At 63.1% G+C, this 12,580-nt stretch carries 11 protein-coding genes; 7 read left to right on the top strand and 4 right to left on the bottom strand.

What is annotated here, in order from left to right; all coding sequences use genetic code 11:
* Positions 1-8: 8 nt before the first annotated feature.
* Genes NJ75_RS17215 through NJ75_RS17205 form a run of 3 tightly spaced genes read right to left on the bottom strand, consistent with a single transcriptional unit; the run spans position 9 to position 2,283 of the window.
* Positions 9-539 carry a VOC family protein gene (locus NJ75_RS17215; RefSeq protein ID WP_039336728.1) on the bottom strand — a complete coding sequence of 177 codons (531 nt, stop codon included), beginning with the start codon at positions 537-539 and terminating at the stop codon, positions 9-11.
* A complete protein-coding gene (locus tag NJ75_RS17210) occupies positions 539-1,276 on the bottom strand; it encodes a glucose 1-dehydrogenase (protein ID WP_039336726.1) in 738 nt (245 codons plus the stop codon). The genes NJ75_RS17215 and NJ75_RS17210 overlap by 1 nt, the downstream gene beginning before the upstream one ends.
* Complete coding sequence (locus tag NJ75_RS17205) at positions 1,276-2,283, bottom strand: NADP-dependent oxidoreductase (protein ID WP_039336724.1); 1,008 nt, start codon at positions 2,281-2,283, stop codon at positions 1,276-1,278. The genes NJ75_RS17210 and NJ75_RS17205 overlap by 1 nt, the downstream gene beginning before the upstream one ends.
* Before the next feature lie 110 nt (positions 2,284-2,393).
* Here NJ75_RS17205 and NJ75_RS17200 point away from each other — a divergent pair, with 110 nt between their 5' ends.
* Positions 2,394-2,813, top strand: coding sequence for a nuclear transport factor 2 family protein (locus NJ75_RS17200; RefSeq protein WP_082013445.1), 420 nt, complete (start codon positions 2,394-2,396; stop codon positions 2,811-2,813).
* 113 nt (positions 2,814-2,926) lie between these two features.
* Positions 2,927-4,360 (top strand): methyl-accepting chemotaxis protein, encoded by a 1,434-nt coding sequence (locus NJ75_RS17195; protein WP_052242603.1) that lies wholly within the window; start codon positions 2,927-2,929, stop codon positions 4,358-4,360.
* Here the strand turns inward: NJ75_RS17195 and NJ75_RS17190 are convergent.
* A complete protein-coding gene (locus NJ75_RS17190) occupies positions 4,357-4,764 on the bottom strand; it encodes a MarR family winged helix-turn-helix transcriptional regulator (RefSeq protein WP_052242602.1) in 408 nt (135 codons plus the stop codon). The two genes, NJ75_RS17195 and NJ75_RS17190, sit on opposite strands and share 4 nt — an antisense overlap.
* Before the next feature lie 212 nt (positions 4,765-4,976).
* Between NJ75_RS17190 and NJ75_RS23850 the strand changes: the two genes are divergently transcribed.
* From NJ75_RS23850 to NJ75_RS17170, 5 genes are all read left to right on the top strand, one after another.
* Entirely contained in the window at positions 4,977-6,608 is a 1,632-nt protein-coding gene (locus NJ75_RS23850) for a TonB-dependent receptor (RefSeq protein ID WP_169745739.1), read from the top strand.
* On the top strand, positions 6,505-7,551 hold the full coding sequence (locus NJ75_RS23845; RefSeq protein ID WP_082813159.1) for a TonB-dependent receptor: 1,047 nt from the start codon (positions 6,505-6,507) through the stop codon (positions 7,549-7,551). Before NJ75_RS23850 ends, NJ75_RS23845 begins: the two co-directional genes overlap by 104 nt.
* Before the next feature lie 127 nt (positions 7,552-7,678).
* Positions 7,679-8,692, top strand: coding sequence for a LacI family DNA-binding transcriptional regulator (locus NJ75_RS17180; RefSeq protein WP_052242601.1), 1,014 nt, complete (start codon positions 7,679-7,681; stop codon positions 8,690-8,692).
* A 181-nt stretch (positions 8,693-8,873) separates the two neighbouring features.
* Positions 8,874-11,021, top strand: coding sequence for a TonB-dependent receptor (locus tag NJ75_RS17175; protein WP_039336722.1), 2,148 nt, complete (start codon positions 8,874-8,876; stop codon positions 11,019-11,021).
* Positions 11,022-11,271: 250 nt separating this feature from the next.
* Entirely contained in the window at positions 11,272-12,567 is a 1,296-nt protein-coding gene (locus NJ75_RS17170) for a hypothetical protein (RefSeq protein ID WP_039336720.1), read from the top strand.
* Positions 12,568-12,580 lie beyond the last annotated feature (13 nt).

The following is a 12,580-nucleotide window of genomic DNA, read 5'->3' as shown; positions in this document are numbered from 1 at the left end:
CTCGGTCCTCAAGTCAATCGGATGGTCTGGATCGGGTCCGATCCCCGATAATCCTTCGCCGCGTGCGCGACCATGGCGTAGAAATCAACCAGCGTTTTTGTGGGGGCGTAGAGTTCGGTGAACAGGCCCAGCGTGGCGGTGGTGTCGGCAAAGGCGAAGACGAACCCGTCGGTCATCTCGGCGCGCAGGGCGCAAGGTGCGCCACGTGCGGCAAAGCGGGCAAGCTCCGTATCGACATCGTCCACGAAGACCGCGACATGATGCATTCCCCAGCGGCCCGAGCCTTCGGGATAGAGATCGCAGAAGGGGGATGGGCCGGAATTGTTCTGGGCGACGAACTCCACCATCACATCGCCCCACTGGCCATAGGCAGAGCTGTGGTCCAGCTGGCGCTCCACCCCGCGATGGACGGCGCGGGCCAGCGGAATGTTGTCGGCCACGAAGAACGGGCCGGAGCCGAAGGCTTCATGGTGTGCCCGGGCGGCCGCGCGCACGTCTTCGACGAAGAACGCCACCTGCCGGATCGGAAGCCCGCTCATCAGATCGAGGCGCCGCCGTCGACGCGGAATTCGGCGCCGGTGGCAAAGGCGCTGGCATCGCTGGCAAGGAACACGGCCATGGCCGCGATTTCCTCAGGCTTGCCGAGGCGCTTGACCGGGTGGACATCGACGAAGCTCTGGTAAAGCGCGTCCGGATCGTCACTCTGCGCCAGCACCTTGTCGATGATCGGCGTGTGGATGGCGCCGGGGTGGATCGAGTTGCAGCGGATGCCATAGCCCTTTTCGGCAAAGTGCAGGGCGCAGGACTTGGTCATCAGCGTCACCGCCGCCTTGGCCGCGTTGTAGGCGACGAGGTTGGCCGAGGCTTTCACTCCCGACAGCGAGGACATGTTGATGATCGACCCGCCATGGGCCTTCATCTTCGGCAGGACGGCCTGCGTGCCCATGAACACGCCGAGCACGTCGATATCGAGTTCATGGCGGAACTGGTCGAGCGTGATCTCCTCGATCGAGCCGAGGGTGGTGATCCCGGCATTGTTGACCAGCACGTCGATGCGCTCAAACGGGGCGAGCGCCTTGGCCCAGGAGGCTTCCTGCGTCACGTCGAGATGGACGAAGCGCGCGCCGAGTGCCGTGGCGAGAACTTCGCCATTGGCGGTATCGATGTCGGCGATGATGACCGACGCGCCTTCGCTGGCATAGGCGCGGGCGATGGCTTCGCCGAGGCCCGATGCACCGCCGGTTACGAACGCGATCTTTCCGGCCAGCACCGCCATCAGATCAGCACCAGTGTCTTGCCGGTGGTCTTGCCACTCATCAGTTCGATGAAGGCTTCGGGCAGCTTCTCGATGCCCGAACGCACGTTCTCCAGCGGCTTGAGCTTCCCTTCGGCGAAGAGGCGATCGAGCATGGCCTGCGCTTCGCCCAGAACCTCGGGGTGGTCATAAGTGATGAAGCCGCGCATGGTCAGGCGATTGACCACCAGTTGCCACAGGTTGCGGTTGCCGTGGGGATTATCGGCATCGTTGTATTGCGCGATCATGCCGCAGACGGCGATGCGGCCGTGCAGGCGCATCAGCGGCAGGATGGCGTCGAGCGTTTCACCGCCGACGTTGTCGAAATAGACATCGACCCCGTCTGGCGCTGCTGCCTTGATCGCTTCGGCCAGATTGCTCACGGAGCGGTAGTCGATGGCAACATCCGCGCCGAGGTCCTTGACGATCTGTGCTTTCGCCGGGCCACCGGCAAGTCCGATCACGCGGCACCCTGCCGCCTTGGCGAGCTGGACCACGGTGCTGCCGGTGGCGCCGGCCGCGGCACTGACGACCACGGTTTCGCCAGCTTTCGCCTTGCCGATCTCGAACAGGCCAACCCACGCAGTGAGCCCGACCGGCCCGAGTGCGCCCATGTAATGCTGGAGCGGCACGCCCGGCGCCTGCTCCACTTTCTCGATCCCGAGCGCATCTGCGCCGACGACATAGTATTCCGACCAGACCGCGAACGTGCGCACAAGCGTGCCGACGGGCCAGTCCGGGTTGTTCGATTCCACCACTTCGCCAAGCGACATGCCGTTGATCGGTGCGCCGAGCGCGACCGGGGGCAGGTAGCTGGGCCGGTCATCGAGAAAACCGCGAATGGCGGGATCGCACGAGCCGACGCGCATGCGCACGAGGATTTCCCCCGGGCCGGGCACTGGCCGATCAACCTCGACGAGCGAGAAGTCCTCGGGGACCGGGATGCCGACGGGGCGGCGGGCGAGCGTGATCTGGCGTGTCCTCTCCATCAGTGGACCTTAGCGGCGCCCCGCGCAAACGCATCGCTAGCCATATCGCTAGGTTTCCGCGAAGCAGCTCATGGTTGATCCTGTGGCCAAGAACGAGAGAGGACAACGCCATGACCATGACCGCACAAGAGATGATCCAGTTTGTCGACGACCTCTATGCCGCAACCGGCACGGGCGATTGGGACAAGGCAGCCTCCATGCTGACCGACGACTTCATCGTCAGCGAAGCGCCGGGCCTGCCGATGGAAGGCGTCTATCGCGGCAAGAATGCGCTGAAGGAACTCTACATCAAGGTCATGGGGCTGGTGGATGTTGCTGGTCTTAACCGTGTCGAGACCACGGCGGGCAAGGATCACGCGGTGACGATACTATCGTTCCAGTTCGCCGACCCTTCGCTTGCGCCGGCAGAACTGTGCGAAATGTTCCGCTTCCGCGACGGGAAATGCTGCGAAATCAAACCCTTCTATTTCGACCATGCCGTCTTTCGGGCTGCGGCGGAGGTGAAGGCGAAGGGCGCCGCAGTCAGCTGATTCGCCAAACCTGACCCTGTCCCTTCGTGCATAGACGGATTCCCATAACGCCCCATTTCCGACCAATTCAGTCCGGTTAATTAGCTTGCGGCCTGTACCGGAAAGGATTGTACATGGTCGTCGCACGGGATCTGCAGGAACGCATTGGCTTCTACGAACTCGGCAGGAACGAGGGCAGCTTCAATCGGCTGGCGCGCTTCGTGGCGCGGACGGTGGATGGCGGGCTGGAGAAGTTCTACGACAAGCTCGGCGCCACTCCTGCGCTGGGCAAGTTCTTCTCCTCGTCGGACCGGGTGCGCCACGCCCGCAATGCGCAAGCCGACCACTGGATCAGGGTGTTCGAGGACGGGCTCGACCAGGCCTATCACGAGCGCGCACTGACGATCGGGAATACCCATGCCCGCATCGGTCTCGAGCCCAAGTGGTACATCGGCGGCTATGCGCTGATCCTCGAGCACATGATCGAGGCGATGGTGCTGCGCGGGGCAGGGCGCTTTTCGCCGGCAAGGCGGCGGATGGCCAAGGATCTGGTGGCCTTGGTCAAGGTGTCGATGATCGACATGGACATCGCCCTTTCGACCTACTTCGAAATGGCCGAGAAGACCACGCGCGACATCGTGCTGGGCAAGATGGGCGTATCGTTGCGTGCGCTGGCCGAAGGCGATCTTTCGACGCGGATGAGCGACCTGCCGGAAAGCTTCCGACAGGTCGAGGACGATTTCAACAAGGCGCTGGAACGGCTTTCCGCGACGATCGGCCTCGTGGCCGACAGCAGCAGCCACATTGCCACCTCGACCGACGAAATTCGTGCAGCAACCGAGAACCTGGCTTCGCGCACCGAGCGGCAGGCCAACAATGTGCAGGATTGCGCGCGCGCCATCGATGAACTGAGCAGTGGTCTCAACAAGACATCACGGTCGATGGCAGACCTGAGGGTATCGGCGCACGATACCGAGAGCGAGGCGACGCAGGGCCGCGAGGCGGTGCGCGAGGCGATCAGCGCAATGGACGATGCCCAGCAGAGCGCTCAGGAGGTGGTCCAGATCGCCGAGATCATCGACGGCATCGCCTTCCAGACCAACCTGCTGGCGCTGAACGCGGGAGTCGAGGCTGCGCGCGTGGGCGAGATGGGGCGCGGCTTTGCCGTTGTGGCGAATGAGGTGCGGGCGCTGGCGCAGCGATCGTCGGAAGCGGCCGACAATATCAAGAAGCTGCTTTCGGCAAGCCGGGAGCAGGTGGATCGGGGCGCCGAACTGGTCAAAGGCACGGGCGTGATGCTCCATGCGATCATCGGCAAGGTGACCGAGATCAGCACGGGCGTGGTCGAAGCCGCGCAACTGACCGAAGAACAGGCGGCCTATGCCCTGAAGGTCAACCAGGCAATCAGCGAGATTGACCTCGCAACGCAGCAGAACGCGGCCATGGTGGAACAGAGCGCGGCGGCAACGCGCAGCATGGCCACGACATCGGGCAGGCTTGCCACGGCGGTGGCGGTCTTCTCGGGACACCACAGCCACCAGGTGCCCGAGTTGCGGCGGGTAGCCTAGCGAATCTTCCGGAGCGTTTCGAGAACGGCGCGGTAGGCGTCCTCGCCGATGGCATCGGTGAGCAGGGCCTCACCCTCGTGCGAGGCGGCGTGAATGCGAGGCATGACCGATTGGCCCTGGCTGGACAGGAACATGCCGATGGTCTTGCCCTTGCCCGGCCGGCGTTCGAGCAGGCCGCGATCCACCAGCCGCGAGACCATAGTCGCGATGTTGGAGCGCTGGATCTTGAGCATCTTGCCGATGGCGCTTTGCGTGATGCCCGGATTGGCCTCGATGACCAGCAGGACCGCAGCGTCGGGATGGCGCAGGCCAAGATCGCCATAGGAGGCGTTGACGGCGCGCAGGGCAAGGTTCGCGGTCCGCACCAGATGAAAGCCCAGCATGGGATCGAGCGGATGTTTCATGCCTGCTGCCTATCATCGCCGGGGCGGTTTTGCATCACCAACCAGTCACGCCAATTCTACCAAAAGTTGCTATTGACCATAACATGAAATCGGGCATACTCCCGATATCGCCGATGCTTCGACCGAAAGGCCGCGATCCGAAAAAATCGGAGCGTGCCGACAGGTGAAAAGCCTCCAGGTCGCAACCGGGCACGGCGTGGGAGGAGAGGATGATGAAACTGCTTCGCGCGGGCGCGAGCCTGCTTGCCCTGTCGATGACCGGAACCGCCCTGGCGCAGGATGCTGCCGAGGAAAAGGTGCCAACGACCGACGAGATCGTCGTCACCGCGCAGTTCCGCGCCCAGAACCTTCAGGATACCCCGCTGGCGATCACGGCTGTGAGCGGCGAGCTGTTGCAGCAGCGCGGGCAGACCAACGTGTCGGAAATCGCCGCGCAGGCGCCCAACGTAACGCTCAAACCGCAGGGCCAAGAACTCGGCCCCGGCATCATCGCCTTCATCCGCGGCGTCGGCCAGACCGACCCCAACTTTGCGCTCGAGCCGGGCGTGGGCATGTACATCGATGACGTATACCTGCCGACGCTGACCGGTTCGCTGCTGGACCTGACCGATCTTGACCGCGTGGAAGTGCTGCGCGGGCCGCAGGGCACGCTGGCTGGGCGCAACTCGCTGGGCGGTTCGATCAAGCTCTATTCCAAGAAACCGGAAGGCAGCAACAGCGGTTCGATGGAGGCGACCTATGGCCGCTACAACCGCATCGACGTGCGCGGGCTGTTCGACCTCAAGCTGTCGGAAAACCTGTTCATGCGCGTGGCGGGCGTGACCAAGAATATCGATGGCTACGTCAAGCGGCTCGATTACAACCTGACCCATCCGGGCACGAATGTCCCGACGTTTGCCAAGGGCGCGAACCCGGTGCTGGGCAATGTCGGCGGCACGTCGTCGGTGGCGGGCAAGGTCTCGCTGCGCTGGCAGCCGACCGAGACGGTGGATATCAACCTTTCTGGCGACTACACGCGCGAGCGCAACGAGCCGGGCGCAAACGTGCTGCTCTATGCAAATACCTCTGCAGTGTTCGACGGCCCGAATGCGACCTTCACCGGTGGCCGTCCGTTCCTGCAAGGTACCAACGGCGCGGGCATTCCGCTCAACTGCATGTTCGTGCCCAACGGGGTGAACAGCTGCGACACGATCACCGGATACGATCGCCGCTATATCTCCTATGCGACTTATGCGGACCCGGCCCGGCCCGACAGCCAGATGCCCTACAAGCCGACGTTCACCGATCCGCATTCGGATCTGGATAACTATGGCGCGGCGTTGACCATCGACGTTGACGTTTCGGACCAGCTCAAGCTCAAGTCGATCACGTCATGGCGCCAATACACGGCGGACTGGTCCTACGATTCCGACGGTTCGCCGATTGCCAACAACAATCTCAACCAGACCCAGAAGAACCGCCAGTGGAGCCAGGAGCTGCGTCTGTCGGGCAAGGTGCTCGACGACAAGCTCGACTTCACCGTGGGCGGCTTCTACTTCGATACGCGCGGCACCTTCACCGGCCGCATCAACCTGAACTATGCCGGGATCGACTTCCGCCACGGGCCCGATCCGACGCCGGCCAAGAACAAGGCGATCTTCGCCAACTTCACTTATGCATTGAGCGATGCGGCCAACCTGACCGGCGGCATCCGCCAGTCATGGGACGAGAAGGACTATGGCTACGTCCGCAAGAATCCGGATGGAACCAACATCCAGGGTCCGTGCAACTTCTTCCTCGGCGCGCCCCACTGCAGGTCCGACCGGCATCGGCAACCAGCCCAACTGCCTGCTTTTCGGGCTTGACGGCCTGACCGCGAAGTTCCGCGACAACCGCGTCGACTGGCGCGTGGCGGCGGACTATCGCTTCAGCCCCGAGTTCCTGTTCTACGCACAGGTATCGACCGGCTATCGCGCCGGCGGCGTCAATCCGCGTCCGTTCTTCCCGAGCCAGGCCACGGCCTTCCGGCCCGAGACGATCACCGCCTACGAAGCCGGGTTCAAGTCCGACCTGTTCGATCGCAAGCTGCGCCTCAACGTCTCGGCCTTCTTCAACGATTACAAGAACATCATCCTGTCGAGTGTGAACTGCCTTGACCTTGCCACGGCGGGTCCGGGCGGGTCTTCGCAGGCCACCCCGTGCCTGCGGCCCTCGAACGTCGGATCTGCCCACGTGAAGGGTTTCGAAGTGGAGACGCTGATCCGTCCGGTCGACAACTTCACGATCGACGGTTCGCTCAGCTACCTCGATTTCAAGTACCAGAAGGTCGATACGCTCTCGACCGGGGTGACGCTGAACGACGTGACGCCCTATACGCCGAAGTGGAAGGCGGCGATCGGCGTGCAGTATGACATTCCCGACGTGCTCAAGGGCATGGTCACGGTCCGCCTCGATGGTGCCTATCAATCGAAGATCTACACCGAGGCCGCCAATATCGACAGCCTGGCGGTAAGCAGCACGGTTCCGGCCAACAGCCCGGTAACGCCTTCGCCGTTCAGCAATGCCGGTGGCGGCGGGCCGATCACCACGCTGCGCCTGTCCAACCGGATTGACGGCTATTTCCTCGCCAATGCCCGTCTCGGCTGGCAATCGGATGCCAAGGACTGGGGCGTCACGCTCGAAGTGCAGAACCTGACGAACAAGTACTACTTCCTGACCCTGCTGCAGGAAGCGTTCGGTGCAGGCACTGCATCGGGACAGCCGGGCCGCCCGCGGACCTGGTCGGTTTCGGTCCGCCGTTCGTTCTGAGGTGAGGGGGGGGCGCGGACCATGTTCGGTTCGCGCCCGCCCCCTGTTCCGGAAAGACATGGTCGCGGTACCCGATCTGCATTATTCCGGTTGCAGCGGGTTGTGCAGTGCGCCAAAACTCGTGGTGATGAGCAAGAGCAAGGTGCCCACCGGGTCGGATGTTGCCCGGTTGGCTCGCGTATCCAAGTCGGCAGTTTCGCGTGCCTACAACGGTGGGTATGTGGCGCCCGAGGTGCGCGAGCGGATCTTCGAGGCTGCGCGCAAGCTCCGCTACCGACCCAGCAATGCCGCCCGCGCCCTATCGACCAATCGTTCGAACCTGATTGGCCTCGCCATCACGGCACTCGATAACCAGTTCTATCCCGAGCTGGTCGACAGGTTGAACGACCGCCTCAGTCTGGATGGCTACCGCTGCGTGCTCTTCGAAACGCGCGGCGAGGCCGGGCTCGAGCCAGTTCTCGATGAACTTCTCGGCTTCAGGCTTGATGGCGTGATCATGGCTTCAACCTCCTTTGCCACTCGGGTAGCCAGCGAATGCGAGGATGCCGGCGTCCCGGTCATCATGCTGAACAATGTCGATCTGACGGCACAGGTTGGCGGGGTTTCTGCGGACAACAGGCATGGCGGGGAGGCGGTTGCGCAGCATTTTCAGTCTTTGGGAATTACCCGGACGGCTGTCATCAATGGCCTTGCCGAAAGTTCGGCCAGCGTTGAGAGAACGGCGTTCTTCAGGGATGCCATGCTGAGAGCAGGGTTGCCTGAGCCGATCGTCGCTTGCGGAAAATACGATTTCGAGACCACGGCCCGCGTGACAGCGGAACTGTTGCGGTTGCCCGACCGTCCCACCGGCATCTTCTGCGTAACCGATCTCATGGCCCTGTCCTGTCTGCAGGCGGTTGTCGGTTGCGGGCTTGTGCCCGGTGAGGATGTCGCGATCGCCGGCTTCGACAATGTTCCGATTGCCGCGTGGCCTGCCTTCGACCTCACGACTTATGCCGTGCCTGTCCCAGAAATCGTCGACACCGCCTGGCAACGCCTCATCTCCGCAATACGCGGTTCGGAAGTGCCGAAGGAAGTTCTGCAGGTTCAGGGCGAACTGGTGATCCGCAGCAGCACTGTCGGGCGCGCTGCGCGCGACTGACCGCAATCGCGGATCAGCAGACCAGATAGCCTGATAATCCGCTTCGTCGGAGTTTGACGGGCGACCCGACGACCTATCGGTCGGATGGATAGGTATCGTCCGAATCCTTCAGTTTGTGCAACCGGTCCCATACGTTCAACCAGAAGCTGCACATAAGAATTGTGTCTAAGAGGAGGGGATTTTGTCACAGATCACACCGCGCCTTTTGGCGTCTTGCGCAGCCGCGGGCCTTGCCGCGCTGTCCATTCCGGCGCTCGCCCAGTCGTCGGCTGACCAGTCTGCGGCTGGAGACGACAACGGCCGCCTTCCCGAGATTGTCGTTACTGCCGACAAGTTCTCGCGTTCGATTCAGGACACGCCAATCGCGCTGACCGTCGTGACGGGTGATGCGATCGCCAAGTCTGGCGCCACGAAGATCGATGACGTGCTCAAGAACGAGCCGGCGGTCGTCGTGCAGGGTGCCGCACGCGGCTTCCTGGTCTCTATCCGCGGCCTCGGTCTGTCGCTGCCGCCGCAGATGGGGCAGGGCGCGGTAGGCACAAACTTCGACGGTGCCTACTCAAGCCGTGCCGAAAACGCCTCGGTCGGCTTCTACGACCTTGATCGGGTCGAGGTCCTGCGTGGTCCGCAAGGCACACTCTATGGCCGCAACTCGGTAGGCGGCATCGTAAACGTCGTTTCGAAGAACCCGGTTCTCGACAAGGTCGAGGGCTATGTTGGCCTCGAGGGCGGCAACTATTCGCTGATCCACGGCGAGGGTGCGCTGAACGTGCCCCTTGGCGACAAGGTTGCGATCCGTGTCTCGGGTGCCGGGATCTCGCGCGATGGCTACATGAGCAATGGCCATGACGACAACAAGTCGTATGCCGGCCGTGCGAAGCTGCTGTTCAAGCCTTCGGACGATGTCAGCCTGCTGCTCGGCGTCGAGCATTCGGCGCTGCGTGGCCAGGGTCCGGGTGCCGTGCCGATCGCCAGCATCCTTGCCGGTACGCGTGAGACGACCGACGTGTCGGTCGGCTTCCAGCGCGTCAATTCCTACAAGTACTGGGGTGAACTGCGCGCGGACATCGGGCCGGGCACCCTGAGCATCCTGCCGTCGCTGCAGATCACCAAGGGACGCACCATCGGTGCCTTCGGTGGTTCACTTGCGGACTCGCTGGATCCCAAGCTCACGCGTCAGGAGCAGATCGAGGTCCGCTACGCTTCGCAGCCGGGCTCGCCGTTCGACTGGGGTGTGGGTTTCTACCACTACAAGAGCCGCAACATCACCCAGGCCGTGTCGACGCCGTGCCAGGACGTCGATGGCAACTACGTCATCCCGGCGGCGGGCTTCAGTGCGCTTCCGGTCGGCTCACCTCCGGGCCCGGTTGCCTCGGGCACCTGCCTCTCGGCAGATCAGGCGCGCGCTGAATCGTACGAGCCCGAAATACGCCGGTCGCAGACCGATGGCATCTTCGGTCAGATCACCGTTCCGATCACCGATACGGTCCGCGCCATCGGCGGGGTTCGCTACACTTGGGAAAAGGTGAGCGGCGAGAACGTCGACAGCCTCGACCTGACCGGAGCGCTGACGCCACTCAATGACGAGCATTTCGACTATCGTGCCGGCCTGGAAGCCGACCTGTTCGGGGGCAAGTCCAAGCTCTATGGCACCATCGCCTCGGGCTATCGCCAGGGCGGGTACAGCTTCGGGCTCGGCACGTTCGAACCGGAAAAGATGACGTCCTATGAGATCGGATTGAAGAACAAGCTCGCCGGCGGCGATATGCTCTTCAACCTTACCGGCTTCTACTACGACTACTCGGCCTTCCAGCTGGTGATCGCGAACTTCACGGTGTTCCCGCCGCAATTGTTCGTACCGACGATGCCGGGCCGCGAGTACGGTGTTGAAGCCGAGACGGTGATCGCCGTGGGTGGACGCGGGCGCTTCAATGCTTCGGTCACCTATCTTGACTCGCGTCTGGACGGTCTCGACGGCTTCTACGTGGGCGTGCCGTTCCCCAACAGCCCGAAGTGGTCGGTCAAGGCCGGTTACGAGCATGCCTTCGAGTTCGGGAACCTGAGGATCACCCCGCGCGCCGACCTCCGGTTCTCGTCCGCATCGAACGTATATCCGGAAACGACCGTGGTGGCCGATACGCATCCTTCGGTGCAGAACGACTATGCGACAGGTGACGTTTCGGTCCAGGTCGCATTCTCGGACAGCCTGACATTCACGGGCTACATCAAGAATGTGAACGATCAGGCGATCAAGCAGTCGCACTTCTTCGGATACGCGCAGCTTGCCGCTCCGAGGACCTACGGCCTTACCGCCAACTACAAGTTCTGATCAGCGACGCTGGGGGGCGTCGCGGCAGTGCCGTTCATGTTCGCGTGAACGGCACTGCCTTCAGATTTCCGGAAAACGAATGTTCAAAGCGCAGGTCGGGTTGCCACCTGCCGAAATCGGGAAGAGGTTACGCATGCGTCTTGCGGTCATGCTGGCTACTACAGCAGCACTAATTTCAGTTACCTCCCACGCTCAGCCCGCGCCGCCCCCTGGCAATGGCCCCGGTCCCGCAGCGCCCCCTCCGGGCGGCATGCCCGCCATGCCGACCATGGCTGCGACCAAGTATGCTACCGGCCTTCGCATTACCGACGGTGCCTTGAATGCCGCGTCGCCGAAGGACGCTGCCTTGGCAACCGCGACCGCGACGCTGGTCGAAGGTGCCACCATCACCTCGGCAAAGAACGCCTTCAACCCGATCCTGGCTGAAGGCGGCAAGACGGCTGTCTCGATCAAGCGCACGAACATCCGTCTTTCGGGCACCGGTACCAACGACTTTCTCGGTACTGGCGCCGGGATTTTGGCCCGCGACGGCGCGGCGCTCGTCCTGACCGATTCCACCATCGAGACCAACGGGCCGATCTCGTCTGCGCTGGTCGCGGCCGAGAATGCGACCGTGAAGATCTATGGCAGCAAGCTCGTTGCCAACGGCGGCCCGCTGCCGGCCGACTACAAGCCGCGCATCGGTCCCGGCATGATGGAGCCGCCTGCGCCGCTCGGCCTCGTCGGCACCGCGCGCACCCTGCTGGCGATGAGCAACTCGCGGACCTACGTTTACAATTCGACGATCGAAGCCGACGGTTGGGGCGCTCTCTCGACCGATGCCGCGGGCGATGCCCTGTATCTTGAAGCCAACGATTGCGTGGTCAAGGTGCGTCGCGCCGGTTATGGCACCTACGCCGATTTCGGGGCGAACGTGGTCGTCAACCGCTCGAGCATCGATAGCGGAGGGATGATGGGAATCATCGCTGGCAAGGCACGGACGCGCTACGACGGCGTGACCGGTACGGCGGCCGATAACGTGATGATGATCCATTCGGTCATGGCCTTCGACATCACCGAGCAAGCAACCTTCGAGATCGCAAATTCGAACGTCGTGGCCCGGGGCAGCGCGCTGCTGGTAAAGAGCGCCAACGCCAATATCGCCATCGCCTCGAGCAAGGTCGCAAGCGCCAAGAACGTCCTGCTCGAAGTCCGCAAGAACGATGACGCCAACGCGACGAAGACCAATGGCAAGCCGGTGCCCGGCGTTCTCCTGACCGTCACCAACTCGGAACTGGAGGGCGGCATCATCGATACCGACCCGGATCGCACGACGATGGTCGTGCTCGACCATGCTTCCCTTACGGGCGCGCTCAAGGACGTCACTTTGGCCATCAAGGGCGGCGGCAAGTGGACTGCGAACGGAAACTCCGTTGTCACTGCTGCTGACAGCGCCACGCTGGGCGCGATCGATGCGACGGCAGGCGTGACGGTTCAGGTTCGCGGGGCTGCCGCCTCCGCGCCGCGCAAGCTGCCCTCGGGCGGAAGCCTGGTCTTCTCCGGCTGAGGGTGGGGCGGGA

It is taken from the genome of Novosphingobium subterraneum, from assembly GCF_000807925.1.
In the GTDB taxonomy this organism is placed as follows: domain Bacteria; phylum Pseudomonadota; class Alphaproteobacteria; order Sphingomonadales; family Sphingomonadaceae; genus Novosphingobium; species Novosphingobium subterraneum.
The sequence above is the reverse complement of the archived record's forward strand: the minus strand, read 5'-3'. Positions and strand labels throughout refer to the sequence as shown.

Coding starts and splice junctions, on each gene's coding strand:
- NJ75_RS17180 (WP_052242601.1), top strand. CDS start 7,679: ATGAGCAAGAGCAAGGTGCCCACCGGGTCGGATGTTGCCCGGTTGGCT.
- NJ75_RS17170 (WP_039336720.1), top strand. CDS start 11,272: ATGCCCGCCATGCCGACCATGGCTGCGACCAAGTATGCTACCGGCCTT.
- NJ75_RS17215 (WP_039336728.1), bottom strand. CDS start 539: ATGAGCGGGCTTCCGATCCGGCAGGTGGCGTTCTTCGTCGAAGACGTG.
- NJ75_RS17210 (WP_039336726.1), bottom strand. CDS start 1,276: ATGGCGGTGCTGGCCGGAAAGATCGCGTTCGTAACCGGCGGTGCATCG.
- NJ75_RS17200 (WP_082013445.1), top strand. CDS start 2,394: ATGACCATGACCGCACAAGAGATGATCCAGTTTGTCGACGACCTCTAT.
- NJ75_RS23845 (WP_082813159.1), top strand. CDS start 6,505: ATGGAACCAACATCCAGGGTCCGTGCAACTTCTTCCTCGGCGCGCCCC.
- NJ75_RS17195 (WP_052242603.1), top strand. CDS start 2,927: ATGGTCGTCGCACGGGATCTGCAGGAACGCATTGGCTTCTACGAACTC.
- NJ75_RS23850 (WP_169745739.1), top strand. CDS start 4,977: ATGAAACTGCTTCGCGCGGGCGCGAGCCTGCTTGCCCTGTCGATGACC.
- NJ75_RS17205 (WP_039336724.1), bottom strand. CDS start 2,283: ATGGAGAGGACACGCCAGATCACGCTCGCCCGCCGCCCCGTCGGCATC.
- NJ75_RS17190 (WP_052242602.1), bottom strand. CDS start 4,764: ATGAAACATCCGCTCGATCCCATGCTGGGCTTTCATCTGGTGCGGACC.